General features: G+C 44.2%; 25 protein-coding genes and 2 tRNA genes. 17 read left to right on the top strand and 10 right to left on the bottom strand.

The features are described 5' to 3' along the window. The first annotated feature begins 47 nt into the window (after positions 1–47). The 10 genes from ccmA to AACU59_RS05320 all read left to right on the top strand — a co-directional run bounded on the left by ccmA (position 48) and on the right by AACU59_RS05320 (position 7,943). Entirely contained in the window at positions 48–671 is a 624-nt protein-coding gene (gene ccmA / locus AACU59_RS05365) for a cytochrome c biogenesis heme-transporting ATPase CcmA (RefSeq protein ID WP_094145201.1), read from the top strand. Further along, a complete protein-coding gene (gene ccmB / locus AACU59_RS05360) occupies positions 668–1,336 on the top strand; it encodes a heme exporter protein CcmB (protein WP_013856375.1) in 669 nt (222 codons plus the stop codon). The genes ccmA and ccmB overlap by 4 nt, the downstream gene beginning before the upstream one ends. Positions 1,337–1,447: 111 nt before the next feature. Continuing rightward, positions 1,448–2,200, top strand: a complete 753-nt coding sequence (locus AACU59_RS05355) for a heme ABC transporter permease (protein WP_013856376.1) — start codon at positions 1,448–1,450, stop codon at positions 2,198–2,200. Positions 2,201–2,202: 2 nt separating this feature from the next. Next, positions 2,203–2,409, top strand: coding sequence for a heme exporter protein CcmD (gene ccmD, locus AACU59_RS05350; RefSeq protein ID WP_094145200.1), 207 nt, complete (start codon positions 2,203–2,205; stop codon positions 2,407–2,409). Beyond that, a complete protein-coding gene (ccmE, locus tag AACU59_RS05345; protein WP_013856378.1) occupies positions 2,406–2,891 on the top strand; it encodes a cytochrome c maturation protein CcmE in 486 nt (161 codons plus the stop codon). Before ccmD ends, ccmE begins: the two co-directional genes overlap by 4 nt. Then, positions 2,888–4,843, top strand: coding sequence for a heme lyase CcmF/NrfE family subunit (locus AACU59_RS05340; RefSeq protein ID WP_094145199.1), 1,956 nt, complete (start codon positions 2,888–2,890; stop codon positions 4,841–4,843). The genes ccmE and AACU59_RS05340 overlap by 4 nt, the downstream gene beginning before the upstream one ends. After that, on the top strand, positions 4,844–5,395 hold the full coding sequence (locus AACU59_RS05335; RefSeq protein WP_161437791.1) for a DsbE family thiol:disulfide interchange protein: 552 nt from the start codon (positions 4,844–4,846) through the stop codon (positions 5,393–5,395). Further along, entirely contained in the window at positions 5,395–5,892 is a 498-nt protein-coding gene (locus AACU59_RS05330) for a cytochrome c-type biogenesis protein (protein ID WP_017042542.1), read from the top strand. Before AACU59_RS05335 ends, AACU59_RS05330 begins: the two co-directional genes overlap by 1 nt. Further along, a complete protein-coding gene (gene ccmI / locus AACU59_RS05325; RefSeq protein ID WP_013856382.1) occupies positions 5,892–7,109 on the top strand; it encodes a c-type cytochrome biogenesis protein CcmI in 1,218 nt (405 codons plus the stop codon). Before AACU59_RS05330 ends, ccmI begins: the two co-directional genes overlap by 1 nt. A gap of 69 nt (positions 7,110–7,178) precedes the next feature. After that, positions 7,179–7,943 (top strand): MlaA family lipoprotein, encoded by a 765-nt coding sequence (locus tag AACU59_RS05320; RefSeq protein ID WP_094145357.1) that lies wholly within the window; start codon positions 7,179–7,181, stop codon positions 7,941–7,943. Positions 7,944–7,976: 33 nt separating this feature from the next. On the opposite strand, the gene AACU59_RS05315 is transcribed toward AACU59_RS05320, so the two are convergent. The 3 genes from AACU59_RS05315 to sodB form a co-directional block, all read right to left on the bottom strand. After that, on the bottom strand, positions 7,977–8,603 hold the full coding sequence (locus AACU59_RS05315; protein ID WP_370685854.1) for an SDR family oxidoreductase: 627 nt from the start codon (positions 8,601–8,603) through the stop codon (positions 7,977–7,979). Positions 8,604–8,836: 233 nt separating this feature from the next. Further along, positions 8,837–9,340 (bottom strand): VC2046/SO_2500 family protein, encoded by a 504-nt coding sequence (locus AACU59_RS05310; protein ID WP_026028396.1) that lies wholly within the window; start codon positions 9,338–9,340, stop codon positions 8,837–8,839. Between the two features lie 122 nt (positions 9,341–9,462). After that, complete coding sequence (gene sodB, locus AACU59_RS05305) at positions 9,463–10,047, bottom strand: superoxide dismutase [Fe] (RefSeq protein WP_010318866.1); 585 nt, start codon at positions 10,045–10,047, stop codon at positions 9,463–9,465. 241 nt (positions 10,048–10,288) lie between these two features. On the opposite strand from sodB, the gene AACU59_RS05300 reads away from it, so the two are divergent. Both AACU59_RS05300 and AACU59_RS05295 read left to right on the top strand, forming a co-directional pair. Then, positions 10,289–10,621, top strand: coding sequence for a Grx4 family monothiol glutaredoxin (locus tag AACU59_RS05300; protein ID WP_010318865.1), 333 nt, complete (start codon positions 10,289–10,291; stop codon positions 10,619–10,621). An 84-nt stretch (positions 10,622–10,705) separates the two neighbouring features. After that, on the top strand, positions 10,706–12,658 hold the full coding sequence (locus AACU59_RS05295; protein WP_094144594.1) for a DNA topoisomerase III: 1,953 nt from the start codon (positions 10,706–10,708) through the stop codon (positions 12,656–12,658). Positions 12,659–12,732: 74 nt separating this feature from the next. On the opposite strand, the gene AACU59_RS05290 is transcribed toward AACU59_RS05295, so the two are convergent. Both AACU59_RS05290 and AACU59_RS05285 read right to left on the bottom strand, forming a co-directional pair. Continuing rightward, the gene (locus AACU59_RS05290; protein ID WP_026027246.1) at positions 12,733–12,960 is read right to left on the bottom strand and encodes a hypothetical protein; all 228 of its coding nucleotides are present in this window, start codon (positions 12,958–12,960) and stop codon (positions 12,733–12,735) included. A gap of 225 nt (positions 12,961–13,185) precedes the next feature. Next, a tRNA-Ser gene (locus AACU59_RS05285) sits at positions 13,186–13,276 on the bottom strand. A gap of 585 nt (positions 13,277–13,861) precedes the next feature. Here AACU59_RS05285 and AACU59_RS05280 point away from each other — a divergent pair. Together AACU59_RS05280 and AACU59_RS05275 are read left to right on the top strand one after the other, a co-directional pair. Continuing rightward, the gene (locus AACU59_RS05280) at positions 13,862–14,752 is read left to right on the top strand and encodes a formate dehydrogenase accessory sulfurtransferase FdhD (protein ID WP_094145726.1); all 891 of its coding nucleotides are present in this window, start codon (positions 13,862–13,864) and stop codon (positions 14,750–14,752) included. A gap of 10 nt (positions 14,753–14,762) precedes the next feature. Beyond that, positions 14,763–17,072: an FdhF/YdeP family oxidoreductase gene (locus AACU59_RS05275; protein WP_094145727.1), complete on the top strand. Its 2,310-nt coding sequence runs from the start codon at positions 14,763–14,765 to the stop codon at positions 17,070–17,072. A gap of 53 nt (positions 17,073–17,125) precedes the next feature. Here AACU59_RS05275 and AACU59_RS05270 read toward each other — a convergent pair. The 3 genes from AACU59_RS05270 to AACU59_RS05260 form a co-directional block, all read right to left on the bottom strand. Then, a tRNA-Pro gene (locus AACU59_RS05270) sits at positions 17,126–17,202 on the bottom strand. Positions 17,203–17,264: 62 nt separating this feature from the next. Continuing rightward, on the bottom strand, positions 17,265–19,070 hold the full coding sequence (locus AACU59_RS05265; RefSeq protein ID WP_094145728.1) for a DUF3413 domain-containing protein: 1,806 nt from the start codon (positions 19,068–19,070) through the stop codon (positions 17,265–17,267). Positions 19,071–19,094: 24 nt separating this feature from the next. Further along, entirely contained in the window at positions 19,095–19,319 is a 225-nt protein-coding gene (locus AACU59_RS05260) for a YejL family protein (protein ID WP_013856392.1), read from the bottom strand. Positions 19,320–19,403: 84 nt separating this feature from the next. Between AACU59_RS05260 and yejK the strand changes: the two genes are divergently transcribed. Continuing rightward, on the top strand, positions 19,404–20,405 hold the full coding sequence (yejK, locus tag AACU59_RS05255; protein ID WP_017042553.1) for a nucleoid-associated protein YejK: 1,002 nt from the start codon (positions 19,404–19,406) through the stop codon (positions 20,403–20,405). A 173-nt stretch (positions 20,406–20,578) separates the two neighbouring features. Beyond that, the gene (locus AACU59_RS05250) at positions 20,579–21,775 is read left to right on the top strand and encodes an Hpt domain-containing protein (protein WP_094145729.1); all 1,197 of its coding nucleotides are present in this window, start codon (positions 20,579–20,581) and stop codon (positions 21,773–21,775) included. A gap of 110 nt (positions 21,776–21,885) precedes the next feature. On the opposite strand, the gene nhaC is transcribed toward AACU59_RS05250, so the two are convergent. Further along, entirely contained in the window at positions 21,886–23,322 is a 1,437-nt protein-coding gene (gene nhaC, locus AACU59_RS05245) for a Na+/H+ antiporter NhaC (protein ID WP_094145730.1), read from the bottom strand. 422 nt (positions 23,323–23,744) lie between these two features. Between nhaC and asd the strand changes: the two genes are divergently transcribed. Beyond that, complete coding sequence (asd, locus tag AACU59_RS05240; protein ID WP_029189775.1) at positions 23,745–24,875, top strand: aspartate-semialdehyde dehydrogenase; 1,131 nt, start codon at positions 23,745–23,747, stop codon at positions 24,873–24,875. Positions 24,876–24,996: 121 nt separating this feature from the next. On the opposite strand, the gene AACU59_RS05235 is transcribed toward asd, so the two are convergent. Next, a complete protein-coding gene (locus AACU59_RS05235) occupies positions 24,997–25,635 on the bottom strand; it encodes a YchE family NAAT transporter (RefSeq protein ID WP_010318853.1) in 639 nt (212 codons plus the stop codon). Positions 25,636–25,968 lie beyond the last annotated feature (333 nt).

Genomic DNA, 25,968 nt, shown 5'->3' with positions numbered 1-25,968 from the left:
GTGTGGTGTGCTAATATAGCGGCTCAAATTTCTCGATTTAGATGCACATGCTTGAAGTAAATAACCTGACTGCAATTCGTGATGAAAGAGTTCTGTTTGAAGCACTTAGCTTTGTGATTCATGCTGGCGAACTGGTGCAGATTGAAGGACGGAACGGCACAGGTAAAACGACCTTACTACGAATTATTACCGGGTTAGGTGATAGAGAGGGTGGTTCTATTTTGTGGAATGGCATGAATATTGAGTCTAATCGTGATGATTACCACCAAGATTTACTGTTTCTTGGTCATCAAACTGGGGTTAAGCGCGATTTGACGGCATTCGAGAATCTTCATTTTTATCAATCAGTGCATAATGCAGAATCGTCTTCTCAAGAGATATATCAAGCCTTGGCTAAAGTAGGTTTAGCTGGCCGAGAAGACGTGGCTGCAGGCCAGCTTTCTGCCGGACAACAGCGCCGAGTTGCGCTGGCTCGTTTGTGGCTCAGTCAACAAAAGTTGTGGATTTTAGATGAACCGTTAACTGCGATTGATAAGCAAGGTGTCAAAGTGTTGGAAGCCTTATTTCTAGCGCATGCGCAACAAGGTGGCATCGTTGTATTGACCACACACCAAGATATGTTTGCTAACTATCCGCAATTGCGAAAAATTAAATTGGGGCATGAGTCATGATCGTGACCATGGGGATGATTATCCGTCGTGAATTATTGATCGCCTTTCGACGTCAAGCCGATATTTTTAATCCACTGTGGTTTTTTATCATAGTGATCACCCTATTCCCGCTGAGTATCGGCCCAGAGCCTGCTTTGCTCGCCCGTATCGCTGCTGGTATTGTTTGGGTTGCGGCGTTACTGTCGGCGCTACTATCACTTGAGCGTCTGTTTCGCGATGATTTTCAAGACGGGTCGCTTGAACAAATGATGCTGATCCCAGTGCCATTACCCATAGTCGTTATTTCAAAAGTCGTGGCTCATTGGTTATTGACTGGACTGCCTTTAATTTTAATTAGCCCATTGTTAGCCGTATTATTGTCATTAGATTTTAATACGTGGCTTGCAGTTGTATTGACTTTGTTCATTGGCACGCCAACGTTGAGTTTTATCGGTGCTATTGGTGTTGCATTGACCGTCGGCTTGCAAAAAGGTGGCGTGTTGCTGAGCCTACTGGTCTTACCCTTGTATATCCCGATTTTAATCTTCGCTACATCAGCTATTGATGCAGCATCGCTTGGCATGCTCTACAACGGTCAATTGGCTGTTTTGGGGGCAATGTTTATGGGCGCGATAACATTAACTCCATTTGCTATTAGCGCAGCATTGAGAGTCAGCGTTAACTAAATTAAGTACGAACGATATTTTCAGCAATGCATTTGAGCGTTGCGTATCAACAACACAATAAACTGAGCAGACACATGCTCAGAAGCAATGAAGTAAGAGTGAGACAATACAATGTGGAAATGGCTCCATCCCTATGCAAAGCCTGAATCCGCCTATCGGCTATGTGGAAAGTTCCTGCCTTGGTTTGCAGGGCTCGCTATCTTATGTCTGGTAGTCGGTAATATCCTTGGTTTAGCTTATGCTCCGGCAGACTATCAACAAGGCGACAGCTTCAGAATCATTTACATTCATGTCCCTTCCGCCATTTGGTCAATGGGCATTTATATGTCGATGGCGATTGCGGCTTTCATTGGTCTAGTTTGGCAATTAAAACTGTCAGACATGGCCGCTGCTGCAATGGCGCCCATCGGTGCGGTATTTACGTTTATTGCGTTAATTACTGGAGCCATTTGGGGTAAACCGATGTGGGGAACTTGGTGGGTATGGGATGCTCGTCTGACGTCTGAGCTCATTTTACTGTTTCTCTATTTGGGAGTGATTGCGCTTTACCACGCTTTCGATGATCAAAAAACAGCCGCAAAAGCCGCAGGTCTGCTGGCCATCGTTGGTGTGATCAATCTACCTATCATTCATTTCTCCGTTGAGTGGTGGAATACCCTGCACCAAGGTGCCACGATTACTAAATTTGAAAAGCCTTCCATATCCAGTGACATGTTGTGGCCACTGCTGCTCAATATTTTTGGTTTTGCTTTCTTTTTTGCTGCGGTCACTATGATCCGCTTACGCAATGAAATTATCAGTAAAGAGAGCCATCGCCCTTGGGTTATCGAATTGGCAACCCTTCAAACACAGAAAGGTAACTGATCATGCATTTTGACTCTTTGAGTGATTTCTTGGCGATGGGCGGTTACTCCGCCTATGTATGGAGTGCATTTGGCATTACCTTTTTATCCATGTTTATTTTACTGATGCTCAGCATCAAGCGTGGCAAAAACTTGTTGCAAGATGTGCAAGCAAAGGTTGCACGCCAAGCCAGAATTGATGCTGCAAAGCATATGGAGAACACCTTATGACCCCAAGACGTAAAAAAAGACTCACCATTATTTTGGCATTGATTATTGGGGCTGGTGCCACCATTGGTTTGATGTTGTATGCACTCAATCAAAATATGGACCTTTTCTATACGCCGACCGAGCTTGTACACGGTAAACCCGATGGGACAAAGCCAGAAGTGGGTCAACGGCTACGCATTGGCGGCATGGTGGTGGTGGGCTCTGTGAAAAGAGATCCGGGTTCACTAAAAGTAAGATTTCAGCTCCACGATGTTGGTCCAAATGTGACGGTCGAATATGAAGGCATCTTACCCGACTTGTTTAGAGAAGGTCAGGGTATTGTTGCGCAAGGCGTATTGAAAGATGCCACCACAGTAGAAGCGTTTGAAGTGCTAGCCAAGCATGATGAAAACTATATGCCACCGGAAATTGCTGAAGCAATGAAGAAAACGCATGAGCCGTTAACCTATAGCTCGGAACAAAAACAAGGAAGTGCTCAATGATTGTTGAAATAGGACATTTTGCCCTTATTGTTTCACTTGGGCTTGCCATATTACTCAGCTTACTTCCACTTGTTGGTGCTTCTAAAAACAATACCATGCTGATGAATACTGCGCGGCCATTAGCATGGGGAATGTTTTCATTGCTATTGGTATCATTTAGCATTTTGTTGTGGGCATTTTATGTCAATGACTTCACGGTACAATACGTGGCGAGTAATTCGAATAGTCAATTACCCTGGTATTACCGTCTAACAGCGGTGTGGGGGGCGCATGAAGGTTCATTATTGCTGTGGGTTTTAATTCAAGCGGGATGGACTGTGGCGGTGGCTACCTTTAGCCGTGGTATGCCTCAAGAATCTGTGGCGCGAGTCTTATCCGTTATGGGGCTGATCAGCGTTGGATTCTTGCTGTTTGTCATCGTGACTTCGAATCCATTTTTACGCACCTTACCCTATTTCCCAATTGATGGTCGTGACTTAAACCCGCTGCTACAAGATCCTGGGCTAATCATTCACCCACCCATGTTATACATGGGATATGTTGGTTTTTCAGTCGCATTCTCATTTGCGATAGCCTCTTTGATGACTGGGCGTTTGGATACTGCATGGGCCCGTTGGTCTCGTCCTTGGACAACTGCGGCGTGGTTATTTTTGACGTTAGGTATCGCGCTAGGTTCGTGGTGGGCTTACTACGAACTTGGCTGGGGTGGCTGGTGGTTCTGGGATCCAGTAGAAAACGCGTCGTTTATGCCATGGCTTGCGGGAACGGCATTGATGCACTCACTTGCTGTGACAGAAAAACGTGGCACATTCAAAGCTTGGACAGTGTTACTGGCAATTTCAGCATTTTCGCTCAGTTTACTGGGCACATTCTTAGTGCGATCTGGTATTTTGGTTTCGGTACACGCATTTGCATCCGATCCCGCTCGTGGCCTGTTTATCCTTGGGTTTTTGGTGTTTGTCATCGGTGGCTCACTGCTATTGTTTGCCGTTAAAGGTGCGGCAGTGCGCGTCCGTGGCAATGCTGAATTGATCTCGCGTGAAAATGCGCTGCTCTCCAACAACATCTTATTAATCGCTGCATTGGTGGTGGTATTGGTTGGCACCTTGTTACCTTTAATCCACAAGCAGATTGGCCTTGGTTCCGTATCAATAGGAGCACCTTTCTTCAACATGCTGTTTGCATGGCTAATGGTGCCATTTGCATTTTTGCTAGGGATCGGTCCACTGATCCGTTGGAAGCGCGATAATTTTTCCAAGCTTTTGAAACCGATGTTGATTTGTGGCCTGATGGCGTTGATTTTTTCGGCGGTTATGGTGTACCTGCTAGCTGAACGCTTTAGCTTGATGGCATTTATCGGCTGGGTCATGGCGTTTTGGATCATCTTGCTACACGTTGTCGAGTTGCACCAACGTGCGACACATCGTCATAGCTTTATGATAGGGGTGACTAAACTACAACGTAGCCACTGGGCCATGATGTTAGGCCATGTTGGTCTTGCCGTTACTGTGATTGGTATTGCGATGGTGCAAAACTACAGTATCGAGCGTGATGTTCGTCTAGCACCTGGGGAATCTTTTGAAATCCAACAATATAACTTTTATTTCAAAGGGTTAAGAGGTAAAGATGGCCCGAACTATGATGGTTATATTGCCGATTTTGAAATTACGCAGGATGGGCAATACGTGAATACACTCCATGCGGAAAAACGCTTTTATCGTACTGCCAAGTCAATGATGACTGAAGCGGCCATCGATCGTGGCATCACTCGCGATTTGTACATTGCAATGGGTGAGCGATTAGAAGATGGTCATTCATGGGCGATCCGAATTTATTACAAACCATTTGTACGTTGGATCTGGGCTGGTGCTTTATTGATGTCATTAGGTGGTGCGTTAGCCATCAGTGACAAACGCTACCGCTTTAGAAAAAGCTCCCAACAGGAGGCGTAGATGAACAAGAAAATTCTATTTATTCCATTGGTGGCTTTTCTTGGTCTAGTTGCCGTGTTTGTTACTCAGTTGGTCAAAAATACCGAAGGTGATGATCCCACAAAATTGGAGTCGGTTCTGATTGGTAAGTCTGTGCCTGAATTTCGTTTGGAAGATTTAGCCGAACCCGGCAAGCTGTATGGCCAAGCGATATTTAAAGGCGAGCCTTTGCTGCTGAACGTCTGGGCAACTTGGTGCCCGACCTGCTATGCCGAACATCAATATCTCAATCGGTTGGCGGGTGATGGTGTAAAAATTATAGGCTTAAATTATAAAGATCAAAGAGATAAAGCGGTTCAATGGTTAAATGAGCTAGGTAATCCTTACTTGATCAGCCTGTTCGATGGTAATGGTATGTTAGGGTTAGATCTCGGCGTTTACGGTGCGCCGGAAACCTTTCTCATTGATGCCAACGGCGTTATTCGTTACCGCCATGTGGGGGATGTTAATCCAACCAATTGGCAAACAACTTTGCAACCTATGTATCAGAAACTTCTAGAGGAAGCGAAGTAATGAAGCGTTTTATATTGTCGATCATTGCTAGCTTTGCTTTGGTATTTTCTGTGCAATCTGCAATTGAAGTGTACGAGTTTGATAATCCACAGCAAGAGCAGCAATTCAAAGAGTTGAGCAATACATTGCGTTGTCCAAAGTGTCAAAACAATACTATTGCCGACTCAAATGCAGCATTAGCACAGGACTTACGTAATAAAGTCTATGAAATGACCAAGCAAGGTAAGTCTGAACAAGACATTGTTGACTACATGATTGCACGTTACGGCAACTTTGTGACCTATAATCCACCGTTGACTTTGGCGACTTCTATCTTATGGCTAGGTCCTTTGAGTGTGGTGTTTCTGGGTTTTGGTTTTATTGTATTACGCAGCAAACGTCGTAAAGCATCAACCGCTCAAAATGGTGAAGTTTGGGATGCCGAAAAGGAAGAGCGATTAAATCAGTTGCTCGCCGAAGACGCGGTTGATGATGAGAAGCATGGAGACAAACAATAATGACGTTTTTTTGGTTATCTACCCTCATTCTGACCTTCTTTGGTTGTGTCTTCATTGCACTGCCGATCCTCAAAAACAGAGCGAACAACGATGCAGCGCTGCGTGACGAATTGAACAAAGCGATCTTTAAAAACCGCCTTGCAGAGTTACACGAAGAGACGCAAGAAGGGTTGGTTGACAGCGAACAAGAGCTGATTGCTGATCTGAAACAGTCGCTATTGGATGATATTCCTGCGCAATCGGTGCAAGGAAATTCTTCACATGTGTCACCGATGGTTGTTTTGATCCCCTCGATTTTATTGGTCGTCATCTTAAGCTATGGCTTTTACCTAAAATTTGGCGCGGCTAGTCAAGTAGAGCAGTGGCAGCAAGTGAACGCTAACTTACCTGCACTCTCAAAAAAAATGATGTCACCAGAAGGTGCTGCCTTAAGTGATGATGAGATGAATGATCTCACACTGGCGCTGCGCACTCGTCTGCATTATCAGCCTCAAGATGCGACCGGGTGGTTGCTGCTTGGACGTATTGGACTTGCTAACAGAGATATAGAAACATCGATTGGCTCAATGAAGAAAGCGTATGCGTTAGATCCAAAAGATGCAGATGTGAAGTTGGGCTATGCGCAAGCATTAATGTTGTCACAAGATGAGCTTGACCAAAATCAAGCACGTGAAATTTTAACGGCATTAGTACAACAAGATTATGTTGATCTACGCGTGTTTTCACTACTTGCGTTTGATGCGTTTGAACGCCAGGATTACCCAGCGGCGATGAAGTATTGGCGATTAATGCAGCAGATGATTGGCCCTGAAGATAGCCGTTATGAGATGCTTTCGCGCAGTATTGAAAGAGCACAAAGCAAAATGCAGCCTAAAGCTATCGATGGGAAAATGGTTCCTGTCACCATCTCACTCGGTGATGGTGTGACTCTTGAACAAAATGCAGTACTCATAGTCTCTGTGCACAGTTCTGATGGTGCACCTATGCCTGTTGCCGCAGCGCGTTATCCACTGACTCAATTCCCTATTAAGGTTGTGTTAGATGATAGCAATAGCATGGTTCAGGGGCGGAAGTTATCCGACCTTGCACAGCTTATTGTTCGAGTACGCTTGGATACGGATGGCAATGTTTCAACCAAACAAGGTGATTGGTTTGGTGAAAGTGCTCCCATGAGCCTCGGTCAACCTGTTGAAGTTGTGATCAATAAGCAGTATTAATAGCACTTATATACAATTAACGTATTGATAGGCCGATGTCTCATCGGCCTTTATACATGGAAATAAATAATGATAAGCCGCCTATCCCGACTGATATGCCCTATGCTGTTCCTTTTCGTATTATCAGGGTGTGCAAGCGCTCCGGATTCAACGTCAGCCGAATCAAATCAAACGCAGTCGGGCGATCCTTTTGAGGTTTTTAACCGATCAATGTGGACAATCAACTACGATTATATCGATCCATACTTGGTTCGCCCTGTTGCGATTGCCTACGTGGATTACATTCCACACCCAATTAGAAAAACGATCGCCAATGTTCTGTCAAACCTTGATGAACCTTCAAGCATTATCAACAACATACTGATGGGTAATGGCACGAAAGCCGTTGACCACTTTAACCGCTTTTGGATTAATAGCACCTTAGGCCTGTTTGGGATGATTGATATTGCGTCAGAAGCGGGCATCACCAAACACAATGAAAAAGCGTTTAGTGATGCGGTAGGTCATTATGGTGTTGGTAATGGTCCATATTTAATGATTCCTGGATACGGGCCCTACACGATTCGAGAAACCACAGATGTTGTGGATGGCTTGTATGTACCACTTTCTTATCTCAATGTCTGGGCTGGCCTAGGCAAATGGGCTCTGGAAGGATTGGAGACCCGAGCAAGGCTCGTTCCTCAAGAAGTGACGTTGGAAAACTCCCCAGATCCATATTCATTAACTCGCGATGTTTATTTACAACGCCAAGATTTTAAAGCAGAAATTGATACCCAAACGTACGATGAATCGGAAGAAGAGTATCTCGACGATTATCTGGAAGAAGGGTTTTAATCATACCCATGTAGGTCGGCCTTGTACTGCTAGCTAGGCCGACATCACACGTCCGCTAAAGTATTCGTTAGCGACGATGTATTCCGTATTGCGGATCAATTCATCTTGCAGCTCAGCCCAATGGGGCTTCTCATCTACATCACCTTTTGCGCTAGGCACTACGCCTCCGACCCTTATGTTGAAAGGGGTTAGTTCTTTTGCCCAACTCTGCGTGAAACCAGAAACCATAGAATTCGCATTTTCAATTCCCGCTAGGTCATACTCATCATTTTGAGAAATGACGTTCACAATCACACCTGGTTTGTTGTTAATACGCATTCGCTCAGCACTGGCTTGACCAAAAGTGAATAAAGTTGAGGCCATCATGGCGAGCTTCTGAAGAAAGACTTCAGCTCGTTGTTCACCTATCAAGGGGGGGAGGGATGCATTTGGCCAATTATTGACCAGCACATCCGGTGCCCCATGATAGGTTTGATCAATAAAATCGAACAGCCGATGGATCGTTTCTAAAGAGTAATCTGGTGTGTGGTAATAATGAACATCCTGAGAGATCGCTTTGCAACGAGCAAAGGTTTCCATTAACCCAAATTTGTCTTGGTCACACAAAATAATTTTTGCACCTAAATGTGCGAAATGAACGGCCAGCGTGCTACCAAGCATCGAACTTGCTGAAGTGATTAATATTATTGCACTTTTTATATCCATTGGGTGCCTCACCCTATTGTTTGTTTTATTGTTGTAGCGGGATTTAGTCTCAATAGGATGGTTGATTAACTGTGGGTAGGGTGTGAATAACATCAAATTACTCAGCCTAAGCGAGCGTGGTATGTGTTTTTTTTGGTCATACTCACATTCTGATCTAGAGAATGTCGTTTTGTGTTACATACAAGACATCAAACTTGGGTGCGGATCTGATCTCGCCGGTGGGCAACGGTGAGTTGAACCGACAGATCGGCAACTAAGAGCTCAACGTTTGAGGGGGAGGCAAGATGCCTTCGCTCATGTCCTGACAGATTAAGATATACCTCTTCGGGTAAATCATGCGTATCTTCAGGCAAATAGGCGAGTACTTCAGGAGTCAAGTAGTGACTGAGTTTCGCACTGGCGAGTCCTCCGTGATGGAAAAGCTCGGCCTGTTTTGCTGAAACAGCGTAAGAGCTTTGGTCGGAACGCAGTGCTTGAGGCTCCGTAAGCTCAAATCGCTTACGTAACAATTCATCGCTAGTGGGTGGGTTTTCAATACGTTCAACAGGAGTGTTGTCGCGTACATCGTTAGAAAACATCGACAGTATGAGTGCAAAGTCCGCACGGCGTCCTTGCTGGACAGCATGGCTTAGCCCCGAGCCAAATTGAAGCTCGTTTATAATACTGGCTTTATCTAATGTATGTACTTGCATTTGCCTCTCCAACCGATGCACTTTTAGCGGCGAGAAAGCAGATAACTTTAGATAAAATAACAAAAAAGCCTGCGATAAAGCAGGCTTTTCATATGACTAAATACCAATCCAAGGGGAAAAGGTTATTTTGCTAGGTTTTCTGCAACGAATGCCCAGTTAACCAGTGCCCAGAAACCATTCATGTAGTCAGGGCGTAGGTTACGGTAATCGATGTAGTAAGCGTGTTCCCACAGATCAACCGTCAGTAGCGGAGTCACACCTTCGTGAGTCAGTGGTGTGGCTGCATTTGAAGTGTTGATGATCTCTAAAGAACCATCCGCATTTTTCACCAACCAAGTCCAAGATGAACCAAAGTTATTGATCGCTGAGTCAGTGAATTTTGCTTTAAAAGCTTCAAAAGAACCAAATGCGGCGTTAATTGCGTCTGCAACGGCACCTGTTGGTTCGCCACCTGCATTTGGTGCAAGGCAGTGCCAATAGAAGGTGTGGTTCCAAATTTGAGCGGCGTTATTAAACACGCCACCAGTTGAAGTTTTGATGATCTCTTCGAGAGATTTACCTTCAAATTCAGTGCCAGGAATAAGGCCGTTAAGCTTCACAACGTAAGTGTTGTGGTGCTTACCGTGGTGGAAATCTAGTGTTTCGGCTGAAATGTGTGGTTCTAGAGCGTCTTTAGCGTAAGGCAAAGCTGGTAATTCGAATGACATTGCTCGATTCTCCGTTGTGTAGAAAGAGTGAAAGTCTCTTTCAGTAGCTTCCAGATATTATAATGATATTCGTCGATACGACTGACTTGAAGGTATTTTAGCAAGTTTTTACTTTATTAAAAGTCCTAATATTGAAAATTGTTGTATAGGCAGGATATCCATAAATAATATGTGCTTTTTATTCTCTATTAATGATTTAGAATGTCAGTAACAAACCGCACTATCCCATTAAGAGGAAGCAATGGAAACTATTGATAAAATTAAACAGCAACTTGAAGAAAATGCCATTCTGCTATACATGAAAGGCTCTCCTAAGCTACCAAGTTGCGGATTCTCTTCTCAAGCTGCGCAGGCTTTGATGGCTTGCGGTGAGAAATTTGCTTATGTGGATATTCTGCAAAACCCAGATATCCGCGCTGAGCTGCCTGTATACGCACAGTGGCCTACTTTTCCACAATTGTGGATTGAAGGTGAGTTGATTGGTGGTTGTGACATCATTATCGAAATGTTCCAAAAAGGCGAACTGCAACCTTTAGTGAAAGAAGCCGCTGCACGTGCAGGCAATGAAGAGTAATACTGTATAAAATAACAGTTTTTCTTGATTTATTAAGGTCACATTGGTTAATGTGGCCTTATTTTTTTGCGTTGATTTGAGTTTATGACCCGTTTATTCATTGCTGAAAAGCCCAGCTTAGGGCGCGCTATAGCCGATGCTTTGCCGAAACCACACAAGAAAGATCAAGGTTTCATTCGTTGTGCGAATGGCGACATCGTTACTTGGTGTATTGGGCATTTACTCGAGCAAGTTGAGCCGGATGTTTATGATGAACGCTATAAAAAGTGGAATTTACTCGACTTACCTATCATTCCTTCACAGTGGCAGCTTAGACCGCGCAAAACATCGAGCAAACAGTTGACTGTGATTCGTCAGCTTTTGAAAGAAGCATCGCAAATTATCCATGCAGGAGACCCGGATCGCGAAGGGCAACTACTGGTTGATGAAGTGATTGATTATTGCAAAGTAAGCCAAAGTAAAAAAGAGCAAGCATTGCGGCTACTGATCAGCGATTTAAACCTTCCAGCCGTGCAGCGTGCACTGAAACAGATGCGCAGTAACCGCGAATTCATCCCTTTATCGGTTTCAGCGCTCGCGCGTTCAAGAGCCGATTGGTTGTATGGCATGAATATGTCACGGGCTTATACTTTGCTGGGGCAGAAAGCGGGCTATCAAGGTGTCTTGTCGGTTGGACGGGTACAAACTCCTATTCTAGGGCTTGTGGTACGTCGGGATGAGGAGATAGAAAACTTCATCCCGCGAGACTATTTTACATTACATGCGTTAATCCCTTATCAAACTGATCAAGTGGCGTTTGATATCCGTGCGCGCTGGAAACCCAGCGATGCTTGCCAGCCGTGGCAAGATGAAGAAGGGCGAGTCTTAAACCGCAAGTTGGTGGAAAATGTCGCACAGCGCATCGCAGGGCAACCCGCCACAGTGATTGAAGCCGAACAAAAGCAAACTAAGCAAGCCGCGCCGTTACCTTATTCCTTATCTGCACTGCAAATTGATGCAGCTAAGCGCTTTGCAATGAGCGCCCAGCAAGTGTTAGACACTTGCCAATCTCTGTATGAGAAGCATAAATTAATCACCTATCCGCGCTCAGATTGTCGTTACTTACCACAAGAACATTACGCTCAAGCTTCGTCAGTAACTCAAGCTATCGCGTGCAACGCCAAAGAGTTGTTAACGGCGGTCAGTGGCGCAAACTTAGCTCTTAAATCCAAAGCATGGAACGATAAGAAAGTGGACGCGCACCATGCCATTATTCCCACACCAAAGCAGGCATCCGTCAATGCCTTGTCGGGAAATGAGATGAAAATATACCAATTGATTGCGCGCCAATACTTGATGCAATTTTATCCCGCCGCCGTGTACGCGGAAGCCAAGCTGGTGTTTGATATTGCGGGTGGCTTTTTTGTTGCGTCAGGGCGACAACTGGTTGAAACCGGTTGGAAGAGTTTGTTAGGCAAAGTCGATGAAGAAGAGAACGGAGTCGATGCCGTTCCACCACTGAGTAAAGGGACGGTGCTGACGTGTCGAGAAGGGGAGATTCACGATCGAAAAACCGAGCCTCCTCGTCATTTTACTGAAGCGACTTTGCTACAAGCGATGACGGGAATTGCTCGTTATGTTGAAGATAAAGAGCTGAAAAAAATCTTACGTGAAACCGATGGTTTGGGTACGGAAGCGACGCGAGCGGGGATCCTTGACACTTTATTCAAGCGGCAACTCTTAACACGTCAAGGTAAACTGATTCTAAGCTCGCCAGCGGGAAGGGGTTTAATTCATGCGCTGCCAAATGAATCAACTTATCCTGATATGACCGCCCATTGGGAGCATCAATTGCAAGCGATGGCTGAACGTGGGCAAGCGTATCAACCCTTTATGCAAGTGCTGCAAGAGCGCATTATTCAGATCATGGAACAGGCGAAATCGGGCGCAGTGCCAGAGTCGCTTCGCTCATTGCCCAAAGTCGAGCGCCCTGCATTCAAACGAAAGACACGTAAATCCAGCAAAACCACGCGTTATCAACGTAATTCGGCTCAATAAAATGACATCAAAGAATCGGTCGCTAAGTAAGCAGAGTCCAGTGAATTAGGTAAGATGTTAACCGACCTGACGAGCTAATTATCACATTTTCGATAAAAAAGGCTGGTATCCCAATCGGTTACATTATCAGTCACTTTGCCGACAAGTGGCAGTAAACACCACGCCTCGCGCTCTTGAAAAGGGTGGCTTGTTATCACTGCAAAACCAGCAATACAGCATCTTCCACCTTTAGAACGGATAAACTGGGCAATCGAGCTGACCGCTTCTTCACTGTAGGATTCAATCTTATAGAGATGGCTCATACACTTCTCCTCTCTAACCATGCCATTAATTACGACATAACCGTTGAATAATGGGAAGCATATTTGATGCCAGTTTCTAAAAAATACACCTTTGGTATGTGATGAATGGAGAGGGTACTTATCTAATGAATGGCAAGTGGTGCGTGGAATAAAAAATCAGTATGAGAAAATGATGTTAATCAGATACGAAAAAGCCGCTGTAAAAACAGCGGCTTTTCTTAAAAGTGGCGGAGAGATAGGGATTTGAACCCTAGGATAGCTATTAACCATCGCCGGTTTTCAAGACCGGTGCTTTAAACCACTCAGCCATCTCTCCGTGTGGTGCGCATAATAGCGAGGCAATTTTACTTTGTAAAGTCTTGATCCGATCGTTTGCTGGTTTTGTATGCAATTGACGATAGTTTTCCACTAATAGCTTGATTCTTAGCGCCTTGTTGGAGAAAAAATGTACATTAATGCGTACTTCGTTATGGCGCATTTTTTATTTGGTTGCTGGCTTAACGGTGAATTCTTACGATGTTTATACAGAAAGTCGTATTGAAGCGGGGTAATCGGTTATGTATTAGCAACGGTTTACCAAGAGCCTGATGCTCTCTTGTAGTATCAGGCTACCGGAGTTTCATAAATGGAATGTTATTTCCTTTTTATGCTTTTATGTTCATATAATGCTTGAACCTCTGCGAATGACGGGTAACAAGCTAAAACTGGCAGGGAAATGGTACTAAACCTGAACTATAGCCAAAAGATGGCTTTCTTGACCCTGCGCAAGGTGAGGAGTAATTTGCAGCTTCCTGTGTCTAAGGCACTGCTTCCATTTCCAATCATTAAGTACAGAGTGTTTGCAGGAGTTTATCTTGCACTCACCTATGCTGATGATTGAAATCAGCCAATAAAAAGAACCATGATAGAAGAAACGACAACCAATGACCCTCATGATGCTCAACCTGAGGGGACTGAACGCATTTATCGCCAACGTTTTGATTCCAAAATAGGGTTTCAAAATGAATACGATATTCTTGCTATTGAAGAGCCTTTACAAATCAGTTTGCAATGGAATGATACGGTTACTAACAAGCTGCATATCGAAGAGTGGAGCATGACAATGCGAACGCCTGGTGACGATGCTCATCTCATCGGTGGCTTACTTTACACGCAGCAAGTGATCGATTCATATGACCATATACTCAATATGGAATTGGTTGACGACGAATCACGCCATGGCCAGAATCACTGGTTGGTCACGCTCAATCATCCATACACTGATGTGATTCAGCATCAGGCCCGTCGTTATATGAGCCAGTCGAGCTGTGGCATTTGCGGTATGACATCCATCCGAGCCTTGAGTTTGAGGCGAGAAATTCGTGTTGATGATAGCCCGAAATGGCTCTCTTCTGATGTTGTTATTGCGCTTCCTAATCTGCTTCTTGTTCATCAACCACTGTTTGCAAAAACGGGGGCGGTGCATGGTGCGGGTTACTTCGTGAATGGCGAGTTGATTGCCGTTGCGGAAGATGTGGGCCGCCATAATGCAGTGGATAAGTTGATTGGTCGAATTTTGAGTGAGCAACGTTGGCACCCGCAAGGGGTATTAATTCTTAGCGGCCGAGTGAGTTTTGAGTTAATGCAAAAAGCGGCCATTGCTGGCATTTCAGTGGTGGTGGCTGTTGGTGCGCCATCACGTTTAGCGCTCGATATGGCGCGTCAGTTTGATATGACACTGATTGGTTTTATCAAAAAAAATCAGTTCAATATATACCATGGTCATGCACGTTTGCAGTCAGTGAAAGAGTGAGAAGAAGAATATGAGTATTAAACAATATACCGGTTCGGCTGGTGGTTGGGGAGCGCTAAAAAGCACCGCGCATCATCTATTGAAAAGTCATAATGTTGCCAAAAATATTTCCAATCTTTTAAAAACCAACCAAGACCATGGTTTTGACTGTCCGGGCTGTGCTTGGGGTGAAAAACATGTTCCAGGGCGTTTTCGTTTTTGCGAAAATGGCGCTAAGGCCGTCAACTGGGAAGCCACTTCTCGACGCGTTGGGGCGGATTTCTTTAAGCAATATTCGGTCACTTGGCTCAATAAGCAGAGTGACTATTTTCTCGAATCTCAAGGGCGTTTAGCGGAACCAATGCGCTACAACGCTCAAACGGATCACTATGAGCCAATCAGCTGGGATGAGGCGTTTGCACTGGTTGCACAACACCTCAATCAACTCGCTAGTCCAAATCAGGCGGAATTTTATACATCAGGCCGCGCGAGTAATGAAGCTGCATTTCTATACCAGTTGTTTGCGCGCCGGTTTGGTACCAATAATTTTCCTGATTGCTCAAACATGTGCCATGAAGCTACGAGCGTCGCCTTGGTTCGCTCGATTGGCATTGGTAAGGGAACTGTGACTATTGAGGATTTTGAAGAATCCGATGCGATTCTTTTATTTGGACAAAACCCAGGAACGAATCACCCTCGTATGTTGGAAACACTGGCGTCAGCCTATAAGCGTGGCGCTCGGGTTGTTGCATTTAATAATTTAAAAGAGCGAGGATTGGAGCGTTTTACTAACCCGCAAAATCCTTTTGAAATGTTAAGCAATGGTTCAACACCGACCACTAGCCATTATTTCACTCCTAAATTAGGCGGAGATATGGCGGCGGTTCGTGGCTTGGTGAAAATTCTTCTTGCTCGTCATCAGCAAGCACAGGCCTGCGGTGAATCGATATTCGACCTTGATTTCATTGCCCAGCATACCGAAGGGATGGAGTCTTACTTAGCCATGGTGCAGGCTACGTCGTGGCCAAGTATTATTGAGCAATCGGGGCTTACGCACCAAGAGCTAGAGCTGGTGGCAGATATCTATCAAGGCGCTAAACGCGTGATCGTAACTTGGGCGATGGGGGTGACTCAGCATAAGCATTCGGTGGCAACCATACAAGAGTTGGTCAATCTACAATTACTGTTTGGCCAAATTGGTAAGGATGGTTCTGGGGTATGTCCTGTCCGTGGCCACTCAAATGTGCAAGGTGACCGCACGGTTGGAATTAATGAAAAACCGCCGGTATTTCTACTCGACAATATTGAAAAAGTACTGGGCTTTACGCCACCAAAAGCGCATGGACATAATGTAGTTAATGCTATTGAGGCGATGCTACGGGGTGAAAGTAGAGTCTTTATCGGTTTAGGGGGAAACCTCGTTGCCGCTGCGCCCGATACCGAGCGTGTCGCGCAAGCAATGAAAAACTGTAATTTGACCGTAAACATTGCGACTAAACTGAATCGGAGCCATGTCAACCCGGGCAAGGATGCGTTGATCCTGCCTTGTTTAGGTCGGACCGATATTGATATTCAGGCTCAGGGGCCACAGAAAATTACCGTTGAAGACTCATTCTCCATGGTTCATGCCTCTTCTGGGCGAATTGATGTTACAGGAGAGATGATGCGCTCAGAGCCGGCCATTATCGCAGGAATGGCAAAAGCGACCTTAGGGGAGGGAAATCCAATCGATTGGCAATCGATGGCTGATAATTACGATAACATTCGAGATTTGATTGAAAAGATTATCCCAGGATTTGCCAATTTTAATCAGAGGCTCAAAGGGCCTGGCGGTTTTTATCTTGGTAATTCAGCGCGTGAATTTAATTGGAAAACGCCCACAGGAAAAGCGCAGATAAGCAGCAATGCACTTCCTGAATCTATCGTTCCGCTCAAAACTCAGCAGATGACCAAGAAACCGATTTTTGTGTTGCAGACGATGCGTTCGCACGATCAGTACAACACCACGGTTTACGGTTTGGATGATCGTTACCGAGGTGTATTTGGTGAACGTAATGTCATTTTCATGAATGAAAAAGATATTGAGCAGCTGCAATTAAAAGCGGGTGAACGAGTCGATATTGAGACACTGTGGGATGATGGTATTAAACGTGAAATTTTCGGCTTCAAGGTGGTCGCCTATGTAATTCCTCAAGGGAATGTGGCGGCCTATTTCCCTGAGGCAAATGCACTCATTCCATTGAGCAGTAAAGGCGACTTTAGTGATACCCCGACATCAAAATCTATTGCCGTTGTCATTCATCCAACCGAAGTTGCGCCACTGTTAGTTCAAACAGACTAAAAATCAGATACTAAAGCAAAAAAGAGAGCCGAAGCTCTCTTTTTTTAGGTGTATGGTCGGACTGAGAGGATTTGAACCTCCGACCCCCGACACCCCATGACGGTGCGCTACCAAGCTGCGCTACAGTCCGATTGGCGTAATCTAATCATTTATCCCTTTAGCGTCAAGAGATAATCTTGCTAACGACCTGATTTAATTATCTTTGGCGTAAAATCTCTGCAATTCAGTTAAGCCTTGCATCAGTACTGGTAACGCTGGGCTAGAGTCTTTCTGACGTTGATAGTTTTCATCAAACAGCTTGAAGTTGCCAAATTTATCAATGAGAGTCGTTTGGGTATCGGTAATCAAGGCTAATTCACGGGCATCACCGGCTAAAATCCACTTCCTTTTGTTTTCATCAAACAAGTTTCTACCACTGCTAAATTCAATAGGGTTGGATGAAGCACCTAACAGATCCTGTAAAAGCGTGACTGAAAAATCTAAGTGACTTGAACGGTGTGAGTATTCCCCTGCCATTTTTCCAGGCCAATGGATGATCATCGGCACTTGTAACTGGTATCGGCTGTAATTGCTGTTAGCACCCCAGCTGTTGGTTTTTGTCTCGTTAAACTCCGCGCCATGATTTGAGGTGATCACAATCAGCGTATTGTCTTGCAATTGTAATTCGTCAATCTTAGTGAGCAGCAGGCCTATTTCTTGGTCGGCTGCATTGACCGAGTTATTGTAACCAGCACGCAGGCGATCGCTGGCACTACCTTTACTTGACCGAGGGTCAAAGTCATTAAAGTTGTCAACGGTCGTCAATTCCAAATAGCTGAACCAGGGTTGTTCGGTTTGCTCGGATACCCATTTATGCCAGCGTTGTATAGTTTGGTTATCTGTGCTCGATTCTTGATCAAAAGGAGCTTTAGAGATCGTTAAAGTGCGGAAAATCGTCTCTTCGTATAAGGTGTCGTCAAAATTATCGCCACTAAAGAGGCCAAACTGATAATTCTGTTTTTTCAATACATCTATCAGTATCGGAGGGGTACCTTGTGAACGAATGGCGTTGGCATAACTGCTTGGCAATCCATAAAATAAGCCAAAGATCCCAAACATGTCATTACTCGAGCTGTAATGATTATTAAACTTCAAATTTTCTGTCGCAAATTGGTAAGTGTTGGGCATGATTTCAGCTGTCAGCACATCACTTCTTAAATTATTGACACTCACTAGCAAAATATTGAGATTATTTGCTCTGCGGCCAAATTGAAGAGGCTCAAGAGGATAACGAACAATGTTAAGGTTCTCTTCATTATCCTTCAAACGCTTTAAGTACACATCACGATCAAATAGACCGTGTTTTTCCATGAACGATTTTGCCGTCATTGGATAGGAGAGCGGGAAGTTTGATTTTTGGCTGGTCACTGATGTTTCTAAATACGCATCAGACCAAACGTAAATAAGGTGGCTGGTAATAAAACTAATGAAAAATACCGCCGCGATGGGTCGGCCAACGTGTTTATGCGATAGTTTTCGCTGCTTACGCCAAACCCACTCCGAAAGCCCAAGTTGTAAGAGGAAAATGAGCGGCATGACCACAAACAGATGCTGTAAGTCGGCGGTGATAGCGCTGGTCTCATCGCTAAAAAGCAGTTCCCATACAATCGGTGTTAAGTGCAGGTTGATTGCTTGATAAGCTTGGGTATCGATTAATAAGAGTGTGAGTCCTAACGTTGCAAAACAGACCGCCACGAAGCGAAATAGTTTGCGCGACGGAATGATGAATGTCAGAGGGAATAAAACCAGCAGATAGAGTGCAAAGACCAAAAATCCAAAATGGCCGACCCAAGACACAGCTAAATAAAACTGCCCCAACAAGGTTTCAGGCCATGGTGATTGTACGATATATCGAGTACCAATAAGCATTGCTGCAATGATATTGAAGAAAGCAAACCAATGCCCCCAACCAACCAACCGTGATACGCGTTCACCGTATGTATTTTCGCTATCTGCCATGTGATTTTCTATCTATGCATTCTATTAGTGAGTAGTAGTTTCTAAAGACGACATCAATGCCTGAGCAAATTTTTCCGCAATCGCCTTACGCTGTGAAGCGGCAACGTTTTGGTTTAAGACATTCGTTGCAATGTTTCCCGCAATCATGAGAGTAAGCTCAGGGGAAGCACTATGTTTAGCGAGGATGGCAGCAACTTCTGTCAGGATATTTTCAATTCTTTCGTCGCTGTATTTAGATGTAATAGGCATAAAGACTCTAATGATGATAGTAAAAGCGGCTTATGATAACCTACAATGCCTTACAACTGAAACCAGAACGATGATAATTTCACTATGAGTCTTCACCTTTCCAACGTGATTTTGCACCAATTAAGCAAAAACGAGCAAGATGAGTTGGTGGTTAAATACCGCTCTCAATCTTTAGATAATGATACGTCTGCCGAAAATTTAGTGGCTGAGTTGCATCGCGTGTTTAATTCGAAAGCGAGCAAAGGTTTTGGTTCGTTTAAGTCGGACAGTGATTTTCAAACTTGGTTGCAAGAACTTCGTCAAGGTGAGCGTGATTTTTACGATTTTTCACAAATCAGTGCTCAACGGCTGAAAGATGAATTATCAAAGTATCCGTTTGCTGATGAAGGGATCTTAGTGATGGCCGAATATCAGTCATTGGCTACCGATTACCTATTTATTGGGCTTTTACCTCTCAACCAAAGTTTGAAAGTAACAGAGGGGCTCGACATTAGCGCGACAGATTATCTTGATATCAACAAAATGGATATCGCAGCGCGTCTTGACCTCTCAAGTTTTGAAACGGACAAAAACTCAAACCGCTACCTTGCCTATATCAAAGGTCGCGTTGGTCGAAAAGTGTCGGATTTCTTTCTTGATTTTCTGCAAGCCGATGTCGGGTTAGATACCAAAGTGCAAAATCAAGTACTGATGCAAGCGGTACAGGATTTTTGCACGGATTCTAAGCTAGAAAAAGATGAAGCGATCGGTTACAAGAAGCAGGTTTACGATTACTGCAATGAGCAAATTAAAGCCGGTGAAGAGGTTCATATTCGTGAGTTGTCTGGTGAATTACCTGCTAGCCAAGACGGCACGGGTTTTTTCGAATATACGCAGGCACATGGCTATGAACTGGAAGAGAGCTTTCCTGGTGATCGTTCTACCGTGCGTAAACTGACCAAGTTTGTCGGTGCAGGGGGTGGTTTGAATGTGAGCTTTGATAGCTTGTTATTGGGAGAGCGTATTTTTTATGATCCTGAAAGCGACACGTTAACCATCAAAGGCACGCCACCGAATTTAAGAGAACAGTTAACGCGTCAGCGTTAATCGTTTACCACTAAGAGAGCTTGATATGGCTCTCTTTTTTGTCTTTTCTCCCGATGTACAACTCAGCACGGTCCAAACTTTAGGTTTATGCTTGTATTAATTACAAATACAAATTGGTAATCACAGTGTTTGGGCAAAAGAAATCAAAACGATTCAGCGTGAGATCGTATGGAGTGATTCTGTTTGGTTGGTTAATCTCCGTTGGTCTTGTGTTTTGGCAAAGCCATTTAAGCTACCAAGCCATGCATGCGGTGAAAGAGTTACATTACAGTGTTGAAGAACTTAAAAGTTCACTCTATTTTAAAGAGCCTTATCGTTCGACGCGAGCGAATGATATCGCGCTGAATGTGCAGCTACTCTATTCACTTAGGCTACAGCTGGAAGTTGAGCACCGAGATTTTTCATGGCGACCAGATATTCAGCAATTGCTCCATGTGACTGATCGCTATATCACACTGACCAAATCGTATTTGTCGATTGAGCTTAATATTCAACCCTTGGTTGAACGCCTACAAGTGCTGCGCGATAATCCCACTAATTCAGAACAACTCAAGCAAATGTATGTGGTGTTAGGCGCTTATGTATTTGAAGCGATGTTCAGTGACACTGAGCAAAATCCGGGCATCTATCGAGCATTAGATAAACTCTATGTGGATGGGCAATCTTTACCAGCCATTCAGAAAAAAGAGTTAGAGCAGACATTAGCACAAGCGTCTGATTTACTGAATCAATACGCCCAAGGTGCACGTTTGGTCGACAATTTAACCAATCACTCTATTTACAATCAGCTTATCCATGTTGAAAACCAATACCATCGTCTTTTAAACATCTATGCTTATCTTGTCACGGGGTTAAGTGGTGGTGTTATGCTATTGCTGGGTTGGTTGATGTTTCGGTCATCCGTTTTAACTCGTTCTCATGTTAATAAAGTTCCCAGTGCTGCGAAAGAGGATGCGTCATCTGAGATGAATCCCAGTCGTGTTTTGTCCACAGAAGAACCACAGGTGGAAACATCGGATCTTTCTGATGATTTGGCCATCGATATTGAATCCATGCTCGTAACTCTCAATGGCGATGTTGAGTCTGTCACTCTGCTGTTGAGCGTATTTATACAAGATCATCAGCATGATGCCACTGAATTGAAAAGATTGGTGCATTCTGATTTGGAGGCTGCTCAGCGCAGAGCACATAGCCTGAAAGGCGTCGCGGGCAATCTTGGTTGCCGTTCTCTCAAGCAGATAGCGTCAGAAATAGAGTTGCGACTTAGTCAGAAGCAACGACCTACGGAGAAGCAATTGGAGTTATTAACGACGCAATTAGCGGCCGCTATAGCCAGTGCGCAACACTACCTTGATCAAAGAAAACGATAAGCCAGTTCTATCGTGTCAGCTTTAAATGGTGATTCTGCTTGTAGTAAAAAAGAGCTCAGTTGAGCTCTTTTTTAATGGTTTTTTAGTTCAATGACTTTTGCAATACTCTGCTAGGCTGACTGTTGGTTGAGAACCGGTGCTTGTTCATCACTGTCTGCTGGTGCAGTAGGTTCACATTTATCAACAAACCAACCCATGTAAGAGGTAAAAATGGTCACCAAAATACAGACAAAGCTTAGCCACATAAAGGGGGCATATGAGAGCGTTGTAACGCCTAGAATGCTCGCCATGTAGATGCCATTATCGCTCCATGGCACCATACCGGAGGTGAGCGTGCCACCAAATTCAGCGTTACGTGATAGGTTCTTACGCTGATAGCCTAAACGGTCATAGTTTTTGGCACAGATTTTAGGGGTCAGGATGAGTGAAACATACATAGCTGAGCCAAAAACGTTGCCCATAAATGCAGTACCAATGGTACTGGTTGCCAGTGAACCTGCGCTTGTCACGCGGCGCTCAAATAGTTTTGCGATGGTTTCAAGCACACCCACTTTATCTAGCAATCCACCAAACCCGAGACCAAAGACAATCACGGCTACAGAACCAAGCATAGAGGACATGCCGCCTCGGTTTAAGATTGAGTCAATGAAGCCAACGCCAGATTCAATATTGTAAGGTGCCCATGCGGTATTGAAAGCTTGCAAGAAGTCTACGTCTTGGATCATCACAGCCCAAATGATGCCCAGCAATGAACCAAAGCTAATTACAGGAAACGAAGGCATTCTCATCGCAAGCAAGCCGAGTACAATCAGCACTGGCACAAAAGAGTATGGGGTAATGTAAAACTGCTGTTCCATCGCCTCAATCACGCTTTGTACTTGAGACATGTCTACGTTACCCGCATAGTGGAAACCAAATAAGGTAAACATGATACCCGTGATCACGTAGCTGATAAGCGCTATCGGCAGCATACCTTTAATGTGCTCCATCACTTCAACGTTAGACATCGAAGACGCCAGAATAACGGAATCAGATAATGGCGACATTTTGTCACCAAAGTAACAACCTGAAAGTACTGCGCCAGCGGTGATTGGTGCTGGAACGCCAAGACCCTGACCAATCCCCATCATGGCAATCCCCGCGGTACCAGCTGCACCCCATGAGGTTCCAGTTGCTAAAGCGGTGAGAGAACAGATGATCATCGTTGCAAGAAGGAAAATAGAAGGATGGATTGCTTGAAGACCGTAGTAAATGATGGTCGGCACGATCCCGCCGGAGATCCAAGTACCAACTAATGCGCCAACAGCTAAAAGTATCAACACGGCACCTAAACCATTAGAAATACCATTCAGTGCTGCTTTTTCTAATTCTTTATATTGGTGACCTAAACGAACACCGAGCACAATAATGATGAACCAGCCAATGTATAAGGCTAGTTGGATAGGGAGATCGAGTTGAGCTGTAAACGAAAACGCGAGTAACAAAAACAAGCCTAGAGCAATAATTACTTGAATTAAGCTAGGTAGGCGTTGAGGGGCTTGCGTCATAAAAGAGCCTCTTGTCAGATTTATGATCTAAGGACAGAACGGTGCCCTTATTGAGTTCGATCGCACTTTACAATAGTTAGCATAATATATCGACATCAAACACCTCGGATGTGATTTATGTCGTTTAAGTGGTTAATCTTCGATGTTAAATGTTGATAATCGTTAAATTTAATGGTTATAAATGTTTTGTAGTGTGGGCTTTTTGTGTAACAGAAACGTGATTATTTAGCGTTTCGTTGATTATTGAATGCTGAATCATAGTGCGGTTGAGTGATTTTTAGGCTTGAATGTGTTTTTTACAAAACAGGCTACGCAGAAAGAAAAAGTTACCACTTTTACTAAGAAAGTCTTGAGATTTTATGCTGAACCACTTATAGATGGAGCAATAAATTTTCATTTTAGATACATGGAGAGTGAGCGCGATGAGAGTAGGTTTAGTGGGGTGGCGTGGTATGGTCGGTTCTGTACTGATGCAGCGTATGGTTGAAGAAAATGACTTTGACTTGATCGAACCGGTTTTCTTTAGCACATCTCAAATTGGTATTCCTGCCCCAACGGTGCCTTCTAAGAAAGGCAATCATCATACAGGGTTACTGCAAGATGCTTACGATATTGATAGCCTCAAACAATTAGATGCCATTATCACTTGTCAAGGTGGTAGCTACACTGAAAAAGTGTATCCAGCACTTCGTCAAGTGGGCTGGAAAGGTTACTGGATTGATGCCGCATCTACTTTACGGATGGATAAACAATCAATCATCACTTTAGATCCAGTTAACTTGACACAAATTCAGCACGGCATCCATTCAGGAACCAATACCTTTGTTGGCGGTAACTGCACAGTCAGTTTAATGCTTATGGCATTAGGCGGCCTTTATGAGAAAGGTTTGGTCGAGTGGATGAGCGCAATGACCTACCAAGCAGCTTCGGGTGCTGGCGCTCAAAATATGCGCGAGTTGATCTCGCAAATGGGAGTAATTAACGATGCGGTGAGCTCTGAATTGGCTAATCCATCGAGCTCAATTCTTGATATTGACAGAAAAGTGGCTGAAACCATGCGATCACCTTCTTTTCCTACCGAGCAGTTTGGTGCACCACTAGCGGGTTCATTAATCCCTTGGATTGACGTCAAACGCGACAATGGTCAAAGCAAAGAAGAGTGGAAAGCGGGCGTTGAAGCTAATAAAATTTTGGGACTTCAATCGTCACCGATCCCGATTGATGGAACCTGTGTTCGTATTGGCGCAATGCGCTGCCACTCACAAGCATTAACCATCAAGCTGAAGAAAAATGTTCCGCTTGATGAAATCGAAGAGATGATCGCTACGCACAATGATTGGGTGAAAGTTATTCCAAACGAGCGCGATATTACCGCACGTGAATTGAGCCCTGCCAAAGTCACTGGTACCTTGTCAGTTCCCGTAGGACGTTTGCGTAAAATGTCTATGGGTGATGATTTCTTAAATGCGTTTACGGTGGGTGACCAATTATTGTGGGGAGCTGCTGAGCCGCTTCGCCGTACTTTGCGGATCATTCTGGCTGAAAAACAGTAAAGATGGATCTCGGTTTAAAACTACCTGAGTAAAAATACAAAAAGGGCGCTTTATGCAAAGCGCCCTTTTTTTATGTTTTTATGCTTTTTGTCTGTAGTAACAGTGACGATGTTAACCGCGGTTATGCAAGGCCAGGAAATAAATTTCTGAGCCCATTGGCAATAAACTCAATACCGAGTGCGCCGAGTATCAAACCCATGATCCGCGTAATCACGTTGATACCCGTTTGACCTAAGAAGCGGACAATATAGGGCGCTGAGCGAAACAGCAGCCAAGAGCTTAAACTAAATAACACCACAGTGATTATAATGCCCACGGTATCGAACATGCTTGGGTAGCGAGAGCCATACACTATGGTTGAACTGATGGCACCCGGTCCTGCCATTAAAGGCATAGCGAGTGGCACAACCCCAATTTGTTCACGGCTAATGTATTCAGATTTCTCTTGTTTGTTTTGTTTATCTTCACCCAATTTACCGCTCATCATCGAAAACGCGATGCTCAGCAGCAATAGGCCACCAGCTACTCGAAACGAATCTAAAGAGATACTAAACATATCCAGTAACATCTGCCCAGCAAGCAGTGCGGTAATCAAAATTATTGCCACAGCAATATTCGCTGTAGCCGCCGTTTTGTGTTTCTCTTCTTGCGTCATATGACCAGTGAGAGAGACAAATATTGGCATAATCCCCACGGGGTTCACAGCGGCTACAAGGCCTAAGAAAAACTGCAGGAAAATGGCTAACTCAAAGGTTTGCATGGCATTTATCTCTAATGGATCATTTCGATGAAATATTACGTGGTTAATGTAAGCGAAAGCAAAGAATAGCACGAATGAAAAAAACTAAAGCGATTGGGGTTTTATCGCTGAGAAAAACTAATTCAATGAAGAAAACGTTTTACAATTGTTTTTCTAATGTATGTGAGTGGTGTTGTTTTTTGCTCAACTGTTAACATCTGCACATTTTTAATAAAATTAGTGCTCCTAGCTGGTGGTAAAAGTGAGAGTCGATATACTCTCAGTAGCACGTAAAATGAGGTGTGTTCATTCATCTATCGCTCAAAAATGAAACTTTTTTACAGATTGTTGTAG

Origin of the sequence: Vibrio sp. V23_P3S9T160 (assembly GCF_963886625.1) — a bacterium.
In the GTDB taxonomy this organism is placed as follows: domain Bacteria; phylum Pseudomonadota; class Gammaproteobacteria; order Enterobacterales; family Vibrionaceae; genus Vibrio; species Vibrio anguillarum.
The sequence above is the reverse complement of the archived record's forward strand: the minus strand, read 5'-3'. Positions and strand labels throughout refer to the sequence as shown.